The sequence below is a fragment of the Isoptericola sp. NPDC057559 genome (assembly GCF_042801555.1).
Classification (GTDB): Bacteria; Actinomycetota; Actinomycetes; order Actinomycetales; family Cellulomonadaceae; genus Isoptericola.
Window position 1 is genome coordinate 21,490 of record NZ_JBHVFQ010000021.1, and the last position, 14,581, is coordinate 36,070.

Here is a 14,581-nt window from a genome sequence, read left to right on the forward strand (position 1 = left end):
GCTCAGCGGAAGGAGGTCCCCGCCGGTGCCGCGGACGTGAGCCCGAGGTCCCACAGCGCGCGGTCGAGGCGGCGCCGTGCCGTGCTCCAGTCGTTCGCGCGCGCGTGCCGCAGGCCGCGCGCCCGGACCTCGGCGAGGAGCGCCCGGTCGTCGGCGAGCCCCTCCAACGCCTCGGCGAGCGCGCCGGGGGAGTCGGGCGGGACGATCAGGCCGGCGCCGCCGGCCGCCTCGGGGATGCCGCCGACGCGCGCGGCGACGACGGCTGCTCCGGAGGCCATGCCCTCGAGGACGGTGAGGGCGAAGGGCTCCGCCCACCGGGAGGGCACCACGACCACGTCGGCCGCACGCATGAGGGCCGCGACCTCGGCCCGCGGCTGGAAGGGGAGCCACCGGACGGAGTCGCCCAGCGGTGCCGCCGCGGCCCGCAGCTCCCGCTCGTACCGGGTCAGGGGTGCGCCGGGCGCGAAGTGCGGCGTGCCGACGAGCGTGGCGACGACGTCCGTCCGCCGCAGCCTGACGAGGGCGTCCACCAGGACGTCAGGTCCCTTGTCCGCCACCGTGCGACCGACGAACACGACGCGCAGCGGCCCCTCCGTCGGGGGCACGCCGTCGGCCGGCCGGAAGAGGGTGGTGTCCACGGCGTTGCGCACCACCCGGACCCGGCCGCGCAGGCGGGCCGGCAGCCGGTCGGCGGTCCGGTCGGCGACGAAGTCGCTCACGCAGACGAGCGCCCCGGCGCCGTCGAGCACCCTGCCGGCCTCCCGTACGGAGTAGGTCCGCAGCAGCTCGTTGTGGGCGTACAGCACCGCGGCGTGGCGCCTGCCGTCCACCAGGGGGACCAGCTGCGGCAGGTTGTGGCCGAGGACGACGGACGGCGGCCAGCGCCACTGGTCCGCCAGGGTGGCGGCGAGGGCCCGGCGGGTGGCCGCGCGGGGAAGGCCGACGCGCGCGGAGACGGCGTCGCGGTATCGGTCGGTGCGGCGGGGCGCCACGGCCGTGTACTCCACGACGTCCGCGCTCGGGTAGCGGTCCGCGTACGTCCCGCGCGCGACGACGACGACCGACCGGGGTGCGCCGGCCGGCGTGGCGCCCGCGAGCCCGTGGACGACCGTCGGGAGGGCGCTCCCGGTCGCGGGGGAGAAGTGATCCCCGGGGGTGATGACGTGGAGGTGGCTCCCCGTCCCGACTCCGACGGCCATGGTGCCGAGCCTAGGCGGGGCGGTCCTTCGCACCGGGGGTGAAACGTGCCCGCGCCCGGCTGAAAAACGGCTCCGGCCCTCGGAATGCGTGCGGTCCTCGGAAACGATGTCCGGTGTGACAGGTCGTGCAGTCCTCCCGAACCGCCAGGCGGTCGCTCGGGGTGCCCGGTGAGCACCGAGGAGCGGTCCGCGCCGCCGGCGACGCTCCCCGACGAGGGGGCGCCCCCGGTCATGTCGCGCGCGGAGCTGCAGGACAGGGCCATCAGCGGGGCGCTCTGGACCCTGGTCCACGTGGCGGTGATGCTCCCGCTGGCCTTCGTCGTCAACATCGTCATCGCCCGGGTGCTCGGCGTCGTCGACTACGGGCGGCTCGCCTACCTCTCGACGGTTCTCGCCCTCGTCCTCACCATGATCGACCTCGGGGTGGGGACCGGCCTGGTCCAGTTCGGGTCGAAGGCGCACGCGGCCGGGCGCTACGACGAGGTCAAGCACATGCTTTCGGCCGCCCAGGGCTACAAGATGCTGGTCGGCGTCCCCGTGGTCACCACGGCGGTCCTGCTGCTGATCGACGCGGACCCGGTGCTGACGGGGGTCGCGCTCGTCTTCGGCGTCCTGGTGCCGCTGACCTTCTCGGGAGCGGGCGACGCGCTCGCGATCGAGAACAAGACGAAGCAGAACGCGCAGTCGGCCATGATGGTCAACCTCGTCGCCCAGGTCATGGTCGTGGTCGCCGCCACCACGGTGGGCACCGCCGACTCGATCTGGGCGGTGCGACTCGTCGCCACCGGCGTGGGCGCGGTGGCCTACCTCTTCTTCGTCGCACCGATGTACCGGCGTGTGCTGCTGAGGCCGCGGCTGCGGCGGTTCCCGCCCGGCTTCTGGGCGTTCGCGCTCCCTGCGGGCGCGGCGGGCATGGTCGAGGCGTTCGTCTCGTCGCGCAGCGAGGTCATGGTGCTGACGTGGCTGTCCGAGCCGGAGGCGGCCGGCGTGTTCGCCCTGGCGATCGGCCTCGGCGTCCACCTCTTCGCGCCGGCGCAGTCGCTGCTGGGCCCGCTGGTCCCGGCGATCTCCGGGCTCCGCGAGGTCGACGTCGAGGCGGTGGGCCGCGCGCTGGGGCGGACGCTGCGTGCGTCGTCGACCGCGACGGCCGCGGTCGTCGCCGCCGCGACGCCAGCGTTCGCGCTGCTGGTGCCCACGATCTACGGTCCCGAGTTCGCGTCGGTGCCGCCCGTGCTCGTCGTCCTGAGCATCGCCGGGGGGCTCCTGGTGATGGCGGGCCCGCTGAAGGCGTTCCTCATGGCACGTCTCAAGGGCACCTGGCTGCTGTGGATGAACCTGGCGTGCCTGGTCGTCGACGTCGGGCTCACGGTGGCTCTGGTCCGTCCGCTCGGGGTGTGGGCCGCCGTGCTCGGGAACGCGACGGCGGCCGTGGTCCTGTTCGCCGGCCTGCTCACCCTCGAGGTGCGGTCGCTGGGGCTGTCGGCGGGGCGCACCCTCGGCACGGTGCTGCCGTTCCTGCTGGGCGCCGCGGTGTCGGTGGTGACCTGGTGGGGGATCGACCGCATCGGGGCGCCGCCGGTGCCGTCGGCGGTGCTCGCCGGCGTGCTCGGGCTCGGGCTCTTCGTGGGGACGGTGCGGCTCGCCCGGACCGGGCTCACCCCCGCGGACGCCGAGGCCGTCACCCGGTCCGTGCCGGCACGGCTGCGGCGGGTCGCCGCACCGATGCTCCGGGTCGTCTCCGCGAGCCGGGCATGAGCTCGAACGAGAGGGGCGAGGGGATGGAAGCCAGAGCTGTCGCGTTCTACCTGCCGCAGTTCCACCCGATCCCGGAGAACGACGCGTGGTGGGGTCCGGGGTTCACCGAGTGGACCAACGTGGCACGCGCCCGGCGCCTCTACCCTGGGCACCGCCAGCCGTTGGTGCCCGCGGACCTCGGGTTCTACGACCTGCGGCTGTCCGAGGCACGGGCGGCGCAGTCGGAGCTGGCCGCGCAGTACGGGGTGGAGGCGTTCGCGTACTGGCACTACTGGTTCGGCAACGGGCGGCGGATCCTGGAGCGCCCGTTCGCGGAGGTGCTCGCCTCCGGGGCGCCCGACGTGTCGTTCTGCCTGGCGTGGGCCAACCAGACCTGGAGCGGCATCTGGCACGGCGAGGCCGACCGCATCCTCGTCCAGCAGCACTACCCGGGCGTCGAGGACTACACCGCCCACTTCGAGGCCGTCCTGCCGGCGTTCCGCGACCCGCGCTACCTGCGCGTCGGCGGGCGGCCCGTCTTCTACGTCTTCCGCCCGGAGGAGCTGCCCGACGCCGCCGTCTTCGTCGACCTCTGGCAGGGGCTCGCCCGCAGGGCGGGTCTGGAGGGCCTGTACCTCGTGGCCGAGATGAGCGACCTCCTCGGCGGCGGACCGCGCTACGACCGGGTCAAGGAGGACGGGTTCGACACCGGCGTGTACATGCGGATGCCGGCCGGGACGTCCCGCGCGGAGATGCTGCGGATGCGCGCCCTGCGCCGGCTGGCCGGCGGGCCCGAGGTCTTCCCCTACTCCACGGACTGGGCGGGGCAGAACCGCACCGGCGACCTGGTCCAGCCGTGCGTGTACCCCAACTGGGACAACACGCCGCGCTCCGGACGCGGGGGCGTGGTGCTGCACGGCGCGACCCCGGAGAAGTTCGGCGAGAACGTGCGGCAGGCGGTCGCCTCCGTCGCGCACCGCCCGGCCGACGAGCGCCTGCTGTGGGTCAAGTCGTGGAACGAGTGGGCGGAGGGCAACCACCTCGAGCCCGACCTGCGGCACGGCCGCGGCTGGCTCGAGGCGCTGCGGGACGGCCTGCGATGACCCCGGGCGTGGGACGGGGCACGCGACCGGACGTCGACGCGCGGCCGCTGCGGGTCGCGATCATCTCCTACTACCTGCCCAGCACCAGCAAGCAGGGCATCGGCTACCAGGTGCACGAGCTCGCCACCGAGCTCGCGCGCCGGGGCCACGACGTCACCGTCCTGAGCGACTGCCCGCCGGTGGCGGGGGCGGTGTACGGCCACCGGCACGTGCGCATGACGGGCTCGCTCCGCACCTTCCGGTTCGCGCTCGCGCTGCGCCGCGTGGACCTCTCCTCATTCGACGTGCTGCACGCGTGGGGCGACGACTACTGGCTGTGGCGCCGGCGCGTGCCCCGGCACGTGCGGACCCTCGCCGGGTCGTGCTTCGAGGAGGCGCGCACCATCAAGGGCGTCAAGGAGAAGGCACGGATGGTGCTCCTCGGCCTGTCCGAGGTGCTCGCGTCGCTGGTCGCCGACCACACCGTCGTCATCTCGCCCGAGACGCGCCGCTGGTACCCGTGGGTGCGTGACGTCGTCCCCTGCGGCACCGACGTGCGGCGCTTCCGCCCCGACCCGTCGCGCCGCGCCGACCATCCGGTGGTGCTCTTCGTCGGGTACTGGCGCGGCCGCAAGCGCGGCGCGGAGCTGGCGCGCCAGTTCCAGGAGACCGTGCTGCCGAAGCACCCCGACGCGGAGCTGTGGATGGTCAGCCGGGACGTGCCCGACGACGCCGGCCCCGGGGTCCGCGAGCTGGGCAGGCTGTCGGACGACGAGCTGGCGCTCGCGTTCCAGCAGGCGTGGGCGTTCTGCCTGCCGAGCGACTACGAGGGCTTCGGCATCCCGTACGTCGAGGCGATGGCGTCCGGGCTCCCCGTGGTCGCGACGCCCAACCCCGGGGCGATGTACGTGACCGACGGCGGCCGCACCGCGGTCGTGACCCCGCTGGAGGGTGTCGGGACGGCCCTGGCCGAGCTGCTCGCCGACGACCCCCGCCGGGACGCGCTCGCCCGGTCGGCCCTCGAGCAGGTCCAGGAGTTCACGCTGGACGCGGTCGTCGACCGCTACGAGGCGCTGTACCGCGGCGAGGCCTGACCCCACACCGGGGTCGGAGGCGTCGTCCGACCGGTCGCCCTCGTCACGGCAGGGGCTGCGGGGTGCAGCCGGTCAGCGCGACCTTGAACGACGTCGGCGTGTCCGGCGTCTCGATCATCGCGCCGTCCTCGTCGCCCACCAGCTCGATCGTGTAGACGTCGCCGGGGGAGAGGTACGTGGGCCGCCAGGTGTCGGTGCCGCGCTCCCATTCGATGACGAGCACGTCTCCTTCGAGGACGTAGATCTGGCAGCCGTTCGCCCAGGCCCCCATGTACGGGTGGATCGTGCCGCCGTCGAGATCGCGGACCGTGCGCGAGTTCGAGCCCTCGCGTGCGTTCGTGGAGTAGGCCACCTCCTCGGGCCACGCGAGGGCCCCGCCTACCCAGGGCGTCCAGCCGTCGTCGGCGCACGTCTCGTACGCGTCGCAGTGCCAGAGCGCCAGGGTCGACTCCATGACGACCGCGTCGCCCGGCAGCGTGGGCGTCGGTGTGGGCGTAGGCGTAGGCGTGGGCTCGGGGTCGGGTGTGGTGGCGTCGCCGGGGGTGTGGAGGTAGGTGAAGGAGGCGTCGTCGTTCTGGACGGAGAGGACCTCTCCGGACGCGAGGCCGGTGACGGTGTGCTGTTCGCCGGCGGACAGTCGGGCGAGGGCGCGGTGGGCCCCGGTGGGGGTGCCGGCGTAGAGGGTCGCGGAGCCGGTGACGACGGCGATGGTGTCGCCGTTGGCCGCGGCGGCGGGCAGGTAGACGGCCTCGGTGGTGGTGTACCCGTGGCGCTGGGTGAGGGCGCCGGAGGTCTCGGGCCAGGCGACGGCGTTGCCCGACGTCGACTGCCCCCACGGGCACGGGTCGCCGGTGCAGTTCCACGTGACGGTGCGCGACGCGGCGCCGGCGTCGCCGGTGGGCGTCGGTGTGGGCGTCGGCGTCGGTGTGGGCGTCGGCGTCGGGGTCGGCGTCGGTTCCGGCGCCGTCTCGTCGGCCGGGTCGAAGGTGTACGCGAACCCGCCGTCGTCGTTCTGGAGGGAGAGCACCTCACCGGCGGCCAGGTCGCCCACCGTGAACGAGTCGCCGGCGGACAGCGAGCGGAGGGACCGGTGCGGGCTGTCGAGCGGGCCGGCCCAGACACCCGCGGAGCCCTCGAGCACGGTGATCGTCGCGCCCTCGGCGGCGTCGCCGGGCAGATAGATGGCCCCCGACGTCGTGTACCCGTACCGCTCCGACAGCGCGCCGGAGCCCTCCGGCCACACCGCGGCGTTGCCCGACGTGGAGCCGCCCCACGGGCACGGCTCTCCGGTGCAGGTCCAGGTGACGGCATGCGACGACGTGCGCGAGGCGGGTTCCGCGGCGTCGGCGGCCGCCGGCGCGATCGAGCCCGCGGTCAGCGCGAGAGCGGGGGCCAGGAGCCGTGCGGCACGGCGTCGTCGTGTCGTCATACGGCGACGCTATGCCGCACGTGGCGCGGGCAGGGGCGTGACCTGGGTGAACTTGCCGGGGGGCAGGGGTGAAACGCCGGCCGGGTGGATCGTGCCGGCCACGGACGCCAGGCACCCGGCGAGGAGGAGCGCACCGAGCACGTCCGCGGGGCGGTGGGCGAACGTCACGACGTTGACCAGGCACGCGAGGACGACGGCGACGAGCACGGCCTCCCGCACCACGACCCGCGCATACCCGTCGCGGGAGGGCCACAGGGCCACGACGGCCAGCCCGAGCGTCGTCGTCACGGTCACGTGCGTGCTCGGGAACGTGTTGTAGGCGTAGCCGAAGACCTCGTCGTGGGCCGGCCGGGTCAGCACCATGTCGCGCAGGACGGAGCTGAGCGTCACCGAGGCGACGACGACCGCTGCCCACGCGACCACCGCGCCGCGGCGGCGCCCGCGCAGGGCGAGCAGCCCGACCACGGCCGCGGTGGTGCCGAGCACGACCACCAGGCCCTCGCGCAGGACGCCGGCGACCCCGCGCACGCCCGCGCCCGCACCTGTCAGCAGGCTGAACAGCACGGCGTCGGCCCACTGGCCCCACGGGGCGACCACCCCGCCGACGTAGAGGACGGCGAAGCACAGGGCGAGGACGGAGGCCCGCACGGCGTGGTCGCGCCGTCCGCGATCCGGGCGTGACATGCCTTCGATGGTTCGCTCCGGCGGGCCGCCCGGTCGAGTCCGAGGGCGGATGAAGTTCGGCGACCGGAGGCGGCACCGTCGCAGATTCACCCCGGCCTGGGCCCTGTTCACCCGTTGCCGACGGCCGGATCGCGCCGCTTCGTGTCTAGCGTGGTGACGTCCCAGAAGGGGAGTGCCGCCGGGGGACGGCGCTGGCTCAGCGCTCACAGAACGGTTAACGACATGCCTCGAGCACTCATCACCGGAATCACCGGCCAGGACGGCCTCTACCTGTCCGAGCTGCTCCTCTCGAAGGGGTACGAGGTCTGGGGGCTGATCCGCGGGCAGAACAACCCGAAGCTCGACCTGGTGCGGCGCACCGTGCCGGACGTGCGCCTCGTCGCGGGCGACCTGACCGACCTCTCGTCCCTCCTGCGGGCCCTCGCGGCGTCGCAGCCCGACGAGGTGTACAACCTCGGCGCGATCTCGTACGTCGCGTACTCGTGGGAGAACGCGACGCTCACCAGCGAGGTGACCGGCAAGGGCGTCCTGAACATGCTCGAGGCGGTGCGCCTGCACGCCGGGGACGATCCCCGCAGCGTGCGGTTCTACCAGGCGTCGAGCTCGGAGATGTTCGGCAAGGTGCAGGAGGTGCCGCAGCGCGAGTCCACGCTGCTGTGGCCGCGGTCGCCGTACGGCGTCGCGAAGGTCTTCGGGCACTACATGACGATCAACTACCGCGAGTCGTACGGGATGCACGCGTCGAGCGGCATCCTGTTCAACCACGAGTCGCCGCGGCGCGGGCCGGAGTTCGTCACCCGCAAGGTGTCGCAGGCGGTGGCGCGGATCAAGCTCGGCCTGCAGGACTCGCTCACGCTGGGCAACCTGGACGCCCGTCGCGACTGGGGGTTCGCCGGCGACTACGTCGAGGCGATGTGGCGGATGCTCCAGCAGCCGGAGCCGGGCGACTACGTGGTCGCGACCGGGCAGACGCACTCCATCCGGGACCTGCTCGACGTCGCGTTCGGGTGCGTCGGCGTCGAGGACTGGTCGGGGTACGTGGAGCAGGACCCGCGCTTCATGCGCCCGGCCGAGGTCGACCTCCTCATCGGCGACCCGTCGAGGGCGAGGGACGTGCTGGGGTGGGTCCCGCAGGTCGGCTTCGAGCGTCTCGTCGCGATGATGGTCGAGACCGACCTCGAGGAGCAGGCGGAGCTCGCCGGGATGCGCCGGTGACGGTCGCGCTCGTCACGGGGGTCGCGGGCCAAGACGGCTCGTACCTCGCGGAGCGGCTCCTCGGCGAAGGGGTCCAGGTGCACGGCCTGGTGCGCACCCCCGACCGGCTGGACGTCCTGCCCGCGGGGCTCCACCTGCACGCGGGCGACCTCGCCGACACGGTCGCCGTCGCCGAGCTCGTCCGCGAGACCCGGCCGGACGAGATCTACAACCTGGGTGGGATCAGCTCCGTCGCGGCGTCCTGGGAGCGTCCCGTGGAGACGGGCGCGGTGTCGGGCCTGGGGGCCGTGGGTCTCTACGACGCGGCCTGGCGGCTCCAGGAGGAGATCGGCAGGCCCGTCCGGGTGCTCCAGGCCTCCAGCGCGGAGATCTACGGCAGCCCCGACCGCGCGCCGCAGGACGAGGGCACTGCCTTGCGCCCGACGTCGCCCTACGGCGTGGCGAAGGCGTACGCGCACCAGATGGCCGCCGTGTACCGCGCGCGCGGGCTCGGCGTCTCCGCGTGCGTCCTGTACAACCACGAGTCGCCGCGCCGCCCCGAGACCTTCGTGACCCGCAAGATCTCGGCGGCCGCGGCCCGGATCGCGCGCGACGGCGCCGGCACGCTCGCGCTCGGCAACCTCGACGCCCGCCGCGACTGGGGGTGGGCCCCGGACTACGTCGACGCGATGGTGCGCGCCGTCCGCCACCCGGAGGCAGGCGACTTCGTCGTCGCGTCGGGACGGACCCGGTCGGTCGCGGACTTCGTCGCCGCGGCGTTCGCCGCGGCCGGGATCGACGACTGGGGGGCCCACGTCGAGGTCGACCCACGGTTCGTCCGCCCGGCCGACCCGGCGGAGCAGGTCGGCGACCCGCGTCGTGCGCGGGAGGTGCTGGGCTGGGGCGGCACGCTCCCCTTCGAGGAGATCGTGAGGCGCATGGTGCGGCACGACCTGGCCGTCCTCGGGGCCTGACCCCGCGGCCTGCGGCCCGCAGCCGTCAGTCCTCGACCAGCAGCCCGCGTTCGCGGAGCGCGTCCACGAACGCCTCGGCGTCGCGCTGCGCGAGGTCCGCCGGGATGTCGTACTCCGCGACGAGGGCGCCGGCGAGGTCGTCGGTGGTGCGGTCCTCCTGCAGCAGCTTCGCCGCGAAGGCCCCGGAGCCGTTGGTCGTGAGGTAGGTGGACGAGGAGAGGTCCAGGATCACCAGCTCGCCGTCGATCTCCTGCCAGGTGACGCCGTCCTCACGAAGCTTCATCGCCGTGCCTCTCTTCGTGCCCGTCGTCGTGCCCTCGCCGGCCTCGGGGCGGCCGGTGACCGGGCGTACCGCCCCGAGAATAGGCCGTTCCCGGGCTCCTGGCGGGGCACGGGGCAGGTTTCACCCGACGCAGGGTGAAAGGCGTCCCGGGGCGGGGTGACATCGTCCGGAAGTCCTTGACCGGGGCAGCCCACGGCGCGACGTTGGGCGCGTCCAGCAGGAACGAGGAGAGGGGAGACTCCCATGTACGAGTCACCGCGCATCACCGAGGTGGGCTCGGTCAAGGACGTCACGCTCGAGCAGCAGTTCGCCTTCGACTACGACGGCGACCTGTTCCACAAGGGCAAGGCGTCCTGACCTCCACCCCAGGCCGGGTGCCGTCCGCTCCGACGCCGGAGCAGACGGCACCCGGTCGTCCTCCTCGCAGCGCAGGATCGACGATGACGCCCTACTACCGCCCCACGGCGTTCGAGACGGCCGCCTGCTGGCTGCCCGGGCTCGTCGACGCGGGCGCGCCGTCCCGCGCGGTGTCGGACCCGCTCGACGCGATCAAGCGCGCGGTCCGCCGCGCCACGGCCGGCCGCCCCGTCGCCGTCACCTTCTCGGGCGGCCGCGACTCGTCCGCGGTGCTCGCCGTCGCGACCGCCGTCGCCCGCGAGGACGGTGTCCCGGACCCCGTGCCCGTGACGTTCCGTTACCCCGGCCTCGCGGAGGCCGACGAGTCCGCCTGGCAGGAGTCCGTGGTCGCCCACCTCGGCCTGGCGACCTGGTGGCGGATCACCGTCGACGACGAGAACGACCTCCTCGGTGCCGGTGCCCGCGACAGCCTCCGTCGCCGGGGCCTGCTCTTCCCGGCGACGATGCACGTGAAGGACGCGATGCTGCGCGAGCTGCGGGGGCGCGCCGTGCTCACGGGCGAGGGCGGCGACGAGGTCTTCGGCGACCGCAGGTCCCGCGCCCTCCTGCAGGTCGCGCGCGGGCGCGGGCGCGCGGGCACCCCGCGCCGGGCGGCGCTCGCGTCGCTGCTGCCCCGACCCGTGCGCCGCCGCCGGGAACGCGCGGGGTCGGCGCGCAGCACGCAGGCCCTGGCGTGGCTGACCGACGAGGCCCGGGCCCGCCTCGCGGACGCGGTCGCGCGGGACGGCGCGAGCGAGCCGCTCGGCTACGCCCGAGGGCTCCTGTGGCTGCGGCGTCGCCGGGCGAGCCGCGTCTTCCTCGACACCTATGGTCTGGTGGCCGCCGAGCACGACGTAGCGCTCGCCCACCCGCTGCTGGACGACGGGTTCCTGCGGTCGCTCGGTGCCCGGCACCCCGGGGGCTTCGCCGACCGGACCGCGGGGATGCGGGCCGTCTTCGGCTCCCTGCTCCCCGGCGCGGTGTGCGCCCGGTCGAGCAAGGCGTCCTTCAACCGCGCGTACCTGGGCTCCGCGACGCGTGACTTCGCCGCCCGGTGGGACGGCACCGGCGTGGACCCCGAGCTGGTCGACGTGGACCGCCTGCGCACGGCCTGGCTCTCGGGCTACCCGCCCGGCCCGACCAGCCTGCTGCTGCAGCAGGCCTGGCTCGCGTCCGCGGGCGCCGAGGTGGTCCGATGACCGTCGCGTCGTCCGTGCGCCGGCTCCGTGCGGTCCCCCGCGCGGTGCGGTTCGTCGGAGCGCTCCTCCTGCTCGAGGGCCGGCTGCGGCGCTGGGGCCTGCCGAGGCTCGCCGACCGCTACGGTCTCGCGCTGCTCTCCTCGCCGGCCCCCGCCGCCGGGAACCTCGACCTCGCCGCGCTGGACGACCGGGAGGTACAGGACCTGCGCGTGCTGCGACGGGTGCTGCGGCTCCCCGGCGTCAACGGGACCTGCCTGCGCTCGTCGGTCCTCGCGGGCCAGGTGCTGCGCCGCCATCGACCCGCCCTCGTGCTCGGGGTGGCCAAGTCCGACAGCGTCGTGCGCGCGCACGCCTGGCTGCGGATCGACGACCGGGACCTCGACCTGGACCGGGGAGCGGGATTCCGGCCGCTCGTCGTCCGTACCCAAGGAGCGTGAGAGCGTGGACCGCCAGCTGCTGTACGGCCTCGTCGTCGAGGCGCCGTTCGACCTGCACCAGGACCGGGCGCACGACGACCGCGGCCCGGCCGACGTCACGGTCGTCACCGGGCCGGGCACGGCACAGCGGACGGAGCCGGGCGGGCGACCGGTCCTCCGCCACGCGGTCGCCGGGGACCCCTGGTACTCGGCCTGGGACCTCGGCGCGGAGGGCTTCCTCCTGCGTTTCCACGACGCGTGCGACTTCGAGGTCTCGGCCGACCTGCGGCACGTCGTGCTGCGCAAGGCCGACGGCGTCGACCCGGGTCTCAGCCGGGTGCTCACCACCGGCGGGATGCTCGCGTTCCAGCTCTACCTGAGGGGCGAGGCGGTCCTGCATGCGAGCGCGGTCGAGGACGACGACGGCGTGATCGCGTTCGTCGGGTACTCGGGGATGGGCAAGTCGACGATGGCCACCCTGATGTGCGCGGAGGGGGCCGCGCTCGTGACGGACGACGTGCTGCGCCTGGACCGCACCGACGACGGCTTCGCGGCACGGCTGGGCGCCACCGAGGTGCGGCTGCGCAAGGGGGCCGACACCCTGGTCGACCGGTTCGCCGGGCGGGCGCCCGGGCGGCGCGTGAGCGCCGACGCCCGCCACGTGCTGCAGCTCGGGGCGGGAGCTCGGGACCGGCGCCCGCTCCGGGCGGTCGTGGTGCCGCAGCCGGACCGCGAGGGCGGCGAGCTGGTGGTGCGCCGGCGCACGGGCACGGCGGCCCTCTTCGAGCTCCTGCACTACCCGCGCCTGCACGGCTGGGTGGACGAGCGTTTGCAGGGCGTCCACCTGCGCCACCTCGCCGAGATCGCGCGGTCGGTGCCGGTGCTGGTCGCCGACGTGCCGTGGGGGCCGCCGTTCCACCCGTCCCTCGGCGCTCAGATCGGACGGTCGGTCGCCGCCGCCTCGGAGCGCCCGTTGGTCGGCGCGGAGGCGCCGTCCAGGTAGGACCGGGCCTGGACCGTGAACATCTCCGCGTAGGCGCCGTCGAGCTCCATCAGCTCGTCGTGCGAGCCCTCCTCGACGACCGCGCCGTCGTCGAGGACGACGATGCGGTCCGCCGACCGGACCGTGGAGAAGCGGTGCGACACGAAGAGCGCCGTCCGGCCGTCGAGGGTGGCGCGCAACGACGCGAACAGGTCGTGCTCCGCCAGCGGGTCCATCGCGGCGGTCGGCTCGTCCAGGATGACGAGCGCCGCGTCCCGGTAGAACGCGCGAGCGATCGCGACCCGTTGCCACTGGCCACCCGACAGCTCGGTGCCGCCGGGGAACATCCGCGACAGCCGGGACTCGTAGCCGTCGGGCAGCCCGGAGAGCGCCGCGTCGACGCCCGCGACCCGGGCGGAGCGCCGGACGCGCTCGTGGTCGACGGGGGCCTCCGGGCGCCCCAGCGCGATGTTCCACGAGGCCGTGTAGGCGTAGTGGACGAAGTCCTGGAAGATCACGGCGACCTGCGTCCGCACCGCGGAGGCGCGCAACGAGGCAAGCGGCCGATCGCCCCACAGCACCTCGCCCGACGTCGGCGCGTAGAGGCCGGCGAGCAGCTTGGCCAGGGTCGTCTTGCCGGAGCCGTTCGTCCCGACGAGGGCGACGACCTCCCCGGGGCGCAGCGCGAGGTCGACGTGGCGCAGCGCGGGCCGCTCGGAGCCGGGGTAGGTGAACGAGACGGCGCGGGCGAAGACCCCGGGGAACCCGTCGGGCGGGTCCTCGGCGCCGTCGGCGGCGGCCGCCGCGGCCCGCCCCTCCTCGAGGAACGTGTGCACGTCGTCGAGGAACAGGCCGGACTCGAAGATCTGCTGGACGCCGCCGAAGATGCCCTGGATCTGACCCTGCAGCATCCGGACGGCGACGACGGCCGCACCCGCCTCGGAGAACGAGACGGCGCCGCGGGTGATGAGCAGCGCGAGCACCACGAGCACGGCCGCGAGCACCACGGCGGCCGCGAGGTTGCCCACGCCGTTCGTCAGCGCCCGGCGCCGGACGTGGCGGGCGAGGTCGGCGAGGTAGGTCCGGTACAGCTCGCGGTAGCGCGCCTGGAGCCACCCGGCCGACTGGAACGCCCGGATCTCCTTGGCCTCGTCGCGGCTGCTCTGCACGTAGTTGGTGTAGATGCGCTCGCGCTCGTTGGTCGTCTGCGCCACCTTGAACGCGAACTCCAGCCTGCCCTCGCGGCGGCCCGTGACCAACAGGGGGAGCCCACCGACCGCGAGCAGCGGGAGCAGCACCGGGTGCAGGGCCATGAGCGCGGCCCCGACGCCCACGGTCGCGATCGACGACCCGACCAGGTCGAACATCCCCTGGGTGACCTGGAACGGGCGCGACAGCGCGTTGACCCGGACCCGCTGGAGGCGGTCGTAGAACGCGGCGGACTCGAAGTGCTCGAGCGGCACGCTCGTCGAGACGGCCTGCACCTCCTCGGCCATCAGGCGCGCGACGTGCTCGCCGAGCACCCGGCGGACGGACCCCTGGAGCCCGCCGGCCACGGTCGCGAGGGCGGTGAGCCCGGCGAGGGCGAGCACCGGTCCCGTGACGGACACGAGCGCCGCCGACCCGTCGGTGAGCCCGAGGAGGGAGTCGAGCAGAGCGGCGACCACCAGCACCTGTCCCGCCAACGCGGCCGCGACGAGGACCTGCAGCACCAGCATGGCGACGAAAAGGGGGCGGCTCGCCTGCCACGAGACGCGCAGCGACCCGCCGAGCAGGCGCAGCAGGCGGCGACCCCGCCGCTCGTCGTGCTCGGGCGCTCCGCCCGTCGCGATGTCCGCCACCGACCGCTCCGTCCTCTGCCGGGGCCCGGCCCGGCCTCACACACGCTAGCCGTGCGAGGGGTGCTGGGGGCCGG

At 74.5% G+C, this 14,581-nt stretch carries 14 protein-coding genes; 9 read left to right on the forward strand and 5 right to left on the reverse strand.

All coding sequences use genetic code 11. The annotated features are described in order from the left end of the window. Window positions 1-2: 2 nt before the first annotated feature. Window positions 3-1,199: a glycosyltransferase family 4 protein gene (locus ACFU5J_RS16835; protein WP_430579496.1), complete on the reverse strand. Its 1,197-nt coding sequence runs from the start codon at window positions 1,197-1,199 to the stop codon at window positions 3-5. Between the two features lie 168 nt (window positions 1,200-1,367). Here ACFU5J_RS16835 and ACFU5J_RS16840 point away from each other — a divergent pair, with 168 nt between their 5' ends. The 3 genes from ACFU5J_RS16840 to ACFU5J_RS16850 are packed head-to-tail and all read left to right on the forward strand — an operon-like array spanning window position 1,368 to window position 5,109. Then, on the forward strand, window positions 1,368-2,954 hold the full coding sequence (locus ACFU5J_RS16840) for a lipopolysaccharide biosynthesis protein (protein ID WP_430579497.1): 1,587 nt from the start codon (window positions 1,368-1,370) through the stop codon (window positions 2,952-2,954). A 23-nt stretch (window positions 2,955-2,977) separates the two neighbouring features. Further along, a complete protein-coding gene (locus ACFU5J_RS16845) occupies window positions 2,978-4,036 on the forward strand; it encodes a glycoside hydrolase family 99-like domain-containing protein (RefSeq protein WP_430579498.1) in 1,059 nt (352 codons plus the stop codon). 8 nt (window positions 4,037-4,044) lie between these two features. Beyond that, a complete protein-coding gene (locus ACFU5J_RS16850) occupies window positions 4,045-5,109 on the forward strand; it encodes a glycosyltransferase family 4 protein (protein WP_430579499.1) in 1,065 nt (354 codons plus the stop codon). A gap of 43 nt (window positions 5,110-5,152) precedes the next feature. Here the strand turns inward: ACFU5J_RS16850 and ACFU5J_RS16855 are convergent, their stop codons facing one another. Both ACFU5J_RS16855 and ACFU5J_RS16860 read right to left on the reverse strand, forming a co-directional pair. Next, a complete protein-coding gene (locus tag ACFU5J_RS16855) occupies window positions 5,153-6,538 on the reverse strand; it encodes a hypothetical protein (protein ID WP_430579500.1) in 1,386 nt (461 codons plus the stop codon). Between the two features lie 9 nt (window positions 6,539-6,547). After that, entirely contained in the window at window positions 6,548-7,222 is a 675-nt protein-coding gene (locus ACFU5J_RS16860; RefSeq protein WP_430579501.1) for a phosphatase PAP2 family protein, read from the reverse strand. Window positions 7,223-7,444: 222 nt separating this feature from the next. On the opposite strand from ACFU5J_RS16860, the gene ACFU5J_RS16865 reads away from it, so the two are divergent. Both ACFU5J_RS16865 and ACFU5J_RS16870 read left to right on the forward strand, forming a co-directional pair. Continuing rightward, complete coding sequence (locus ACFU5J_RS16865) at window positions 7,445-8,437, forward strand: GDP-mannose 4,6-dehydratase (protein WP_430579502.1); 993 nt, start codon at window positions 7,445-7,447, stop codon at window positions 8,435-8,437. After that, the gene (locus tag ACFU5J_RS16870; protein WP_430579503.1) at window positions 8,434-9,390 is read left to right on the forward strand and encodes a GDP-mannose 4,6-dehydratase; all 957 of its coding nucleotides are present in this window, start codon (window positions 8,434-8,436) and stop codon (window positions 9,388-9,390) included. Before ACFU5J_RS16865 ends, ACFU5J_RS16870 begins: the two co-directional genes overlap by 4 nt. A 25-nt stretch (window positions 9,391-9,415) precedes the next feature. Here ACFU5J_RS16870 and ACFU5J_RS16875 read toward each other — a convergent pair whose 3' ends face one another. Next, entirely contained in the window at window positions 9,416-9,673 is a 258-nt protein-coding gene (locus ACFU5J_RS16875; RefSeq protein ID WP_430579504.1) for a PqqD family protein, read from the reverse strand. Between the two features lie 243 nt (window positions 9,674-9,916). Between ACFU5J_RS16875 and ACFU5J_RS16880 the strand changes: the two genes are divergently transcribed. The 4 genes from ACFU5J_RS16880 (at window position 9,917) to ACFU5J_RS16895 (ending at window position 12,687) form a co-directional block, all read left to right on the forward strand. Then, window positions 9,917-10,030: a lasso RiPP family leader peptide-containing protein gene (locus tag ACFU5J_RS16880; RefSeq protein WP_430577010.1), complete on the forward strand. Its 114-nt coding sequence runs from the start codon at window positions 9,917-9,919 to the stop codon at window positions 10,028-10,030. Window positions 10,031-10,113: 83 nt separating this feature from the next. Further along, complete coding sequence (locus tag ACFU5J_RS16885) at window positions 10,114-11,268, forward strand: asparagine synthase-related protein (protein WP_430579505.1); 1,155 nt, start codon at window positions 10,114-10,116, stop codon at window positions 11,266-11,268. Further along, window positions 11,265-11,705 (forward strand): lasso peptide biosynthesis B2 protein, encoded by a 441-nt coding sequence (locus tag ACFU5J_RS16890; protein ID WP_430579506.1) that lies wholly within the window; start codon window positions 11,265-11,267, stop codon window positions 11,703-11,705. Before ACFU5J_RS16885 ends, ACFU5J_RS16890 begins: the two co-directional genes overlap by 4 nt. A 4-nt stretch (window positions 11,706-11,709) precedes the next feature. Further along, window positions 11,710-12,687 carry a hypothetical protein gene (locus ACFU5J_RS16895; RefSeq protein ID WP_430579507.1) on the forward strand — a complete coding sequence of 326 codons (978 nt, stop codon included), beginning with the start codon at window positions 11,710-11,712 and terminating at the stop codon, window positions 12,685-12,687. Here ACFU5J_RS16895 and ACFU5J_RS16900 read toward each other — a convergent pair. After that, on the reverse strand, window positions 12,618-14,507 hold the full coding sequence (locus ACFU5J_RS16900) for an ABC transporter ATP-binding protein (RefSeq protein ID WP_430579508.1): 1,890 nt from the start codon (window positions 14,505-14,507) through the stop codon (window positions 12,618-12,620). The genes ACFU5J_RS16895 and ACFU5J_RS16900 overlap by 70 nt on opposite strands. Between the last annotated feature and the right edge of the window lie 74 nt (window positions 14,508-14,581).

Coding starts and splice junctions, on each gene's coding strand:
- ACFU5J_RS16855 (WP_430579500.1), bottom strand. CDS start 6,538: ATGACGACACGACGACGCCGTGCCGCACGGCTCCTGGCCCCCGCTCTC.
- ACFU5J_RS16880 (WP_430577010.1), top strand. CDS start 9,917: ATGTACGAGTCACCGCGCATCACCGAGGTGGGCTCGGTCAAGGACGTC.
- ACFU5J_RS16845 (WP_430579498.1), top strand. CDS start 2,978: ATGGAAGCCAGAGCTGTCGCGTTCTACCTGCCGCAGTTCCACCCGATC.
- ACFU5J_RS16835 (WP_430579496.1), bottom strand. CDS start 1,199: ATGGCCGTCGGAGTCGGGACGGGGAGCCACCTCCACGTCATCACCCCC.
- ACFU5J_RS16865 (WP_430579502.1), top strand. CDS start 7,445: ATGCCTCGAGCACTCATCACCGGAATCACCGGCCAGGACGGCCTCTAC.
- ACFU5J_RS16890 (WP_430579506.1), top strand. CDS start 11,265: ATGACCGTCGCGTCGTCCGTGCGCCGGCTCCGTGCGGTCCCCCGCGCG.
- ACFU5J_RS16875 (WP_430579504.1), bottom strand. CDS start 9,673: ATGAAGCTTCGTGAGGACGGCGTCACCTGGCAGGAGATCGACGGCGAG.
- ACFU5J_RS16885 (WP_430579505.1), top strand. CDS start 10,114: ATGACGCCCTACTACCGCCCCACGGCGTTCGAGACGGCCGCCTGCTGG.
- ACFU5J_RS16860 (WP_430579501.1), bottom strand. CDS start 7,222: ATGTCACGCCCGGATCGCGGACGGCGCGACCACGCCGTGCGGGCCTCC.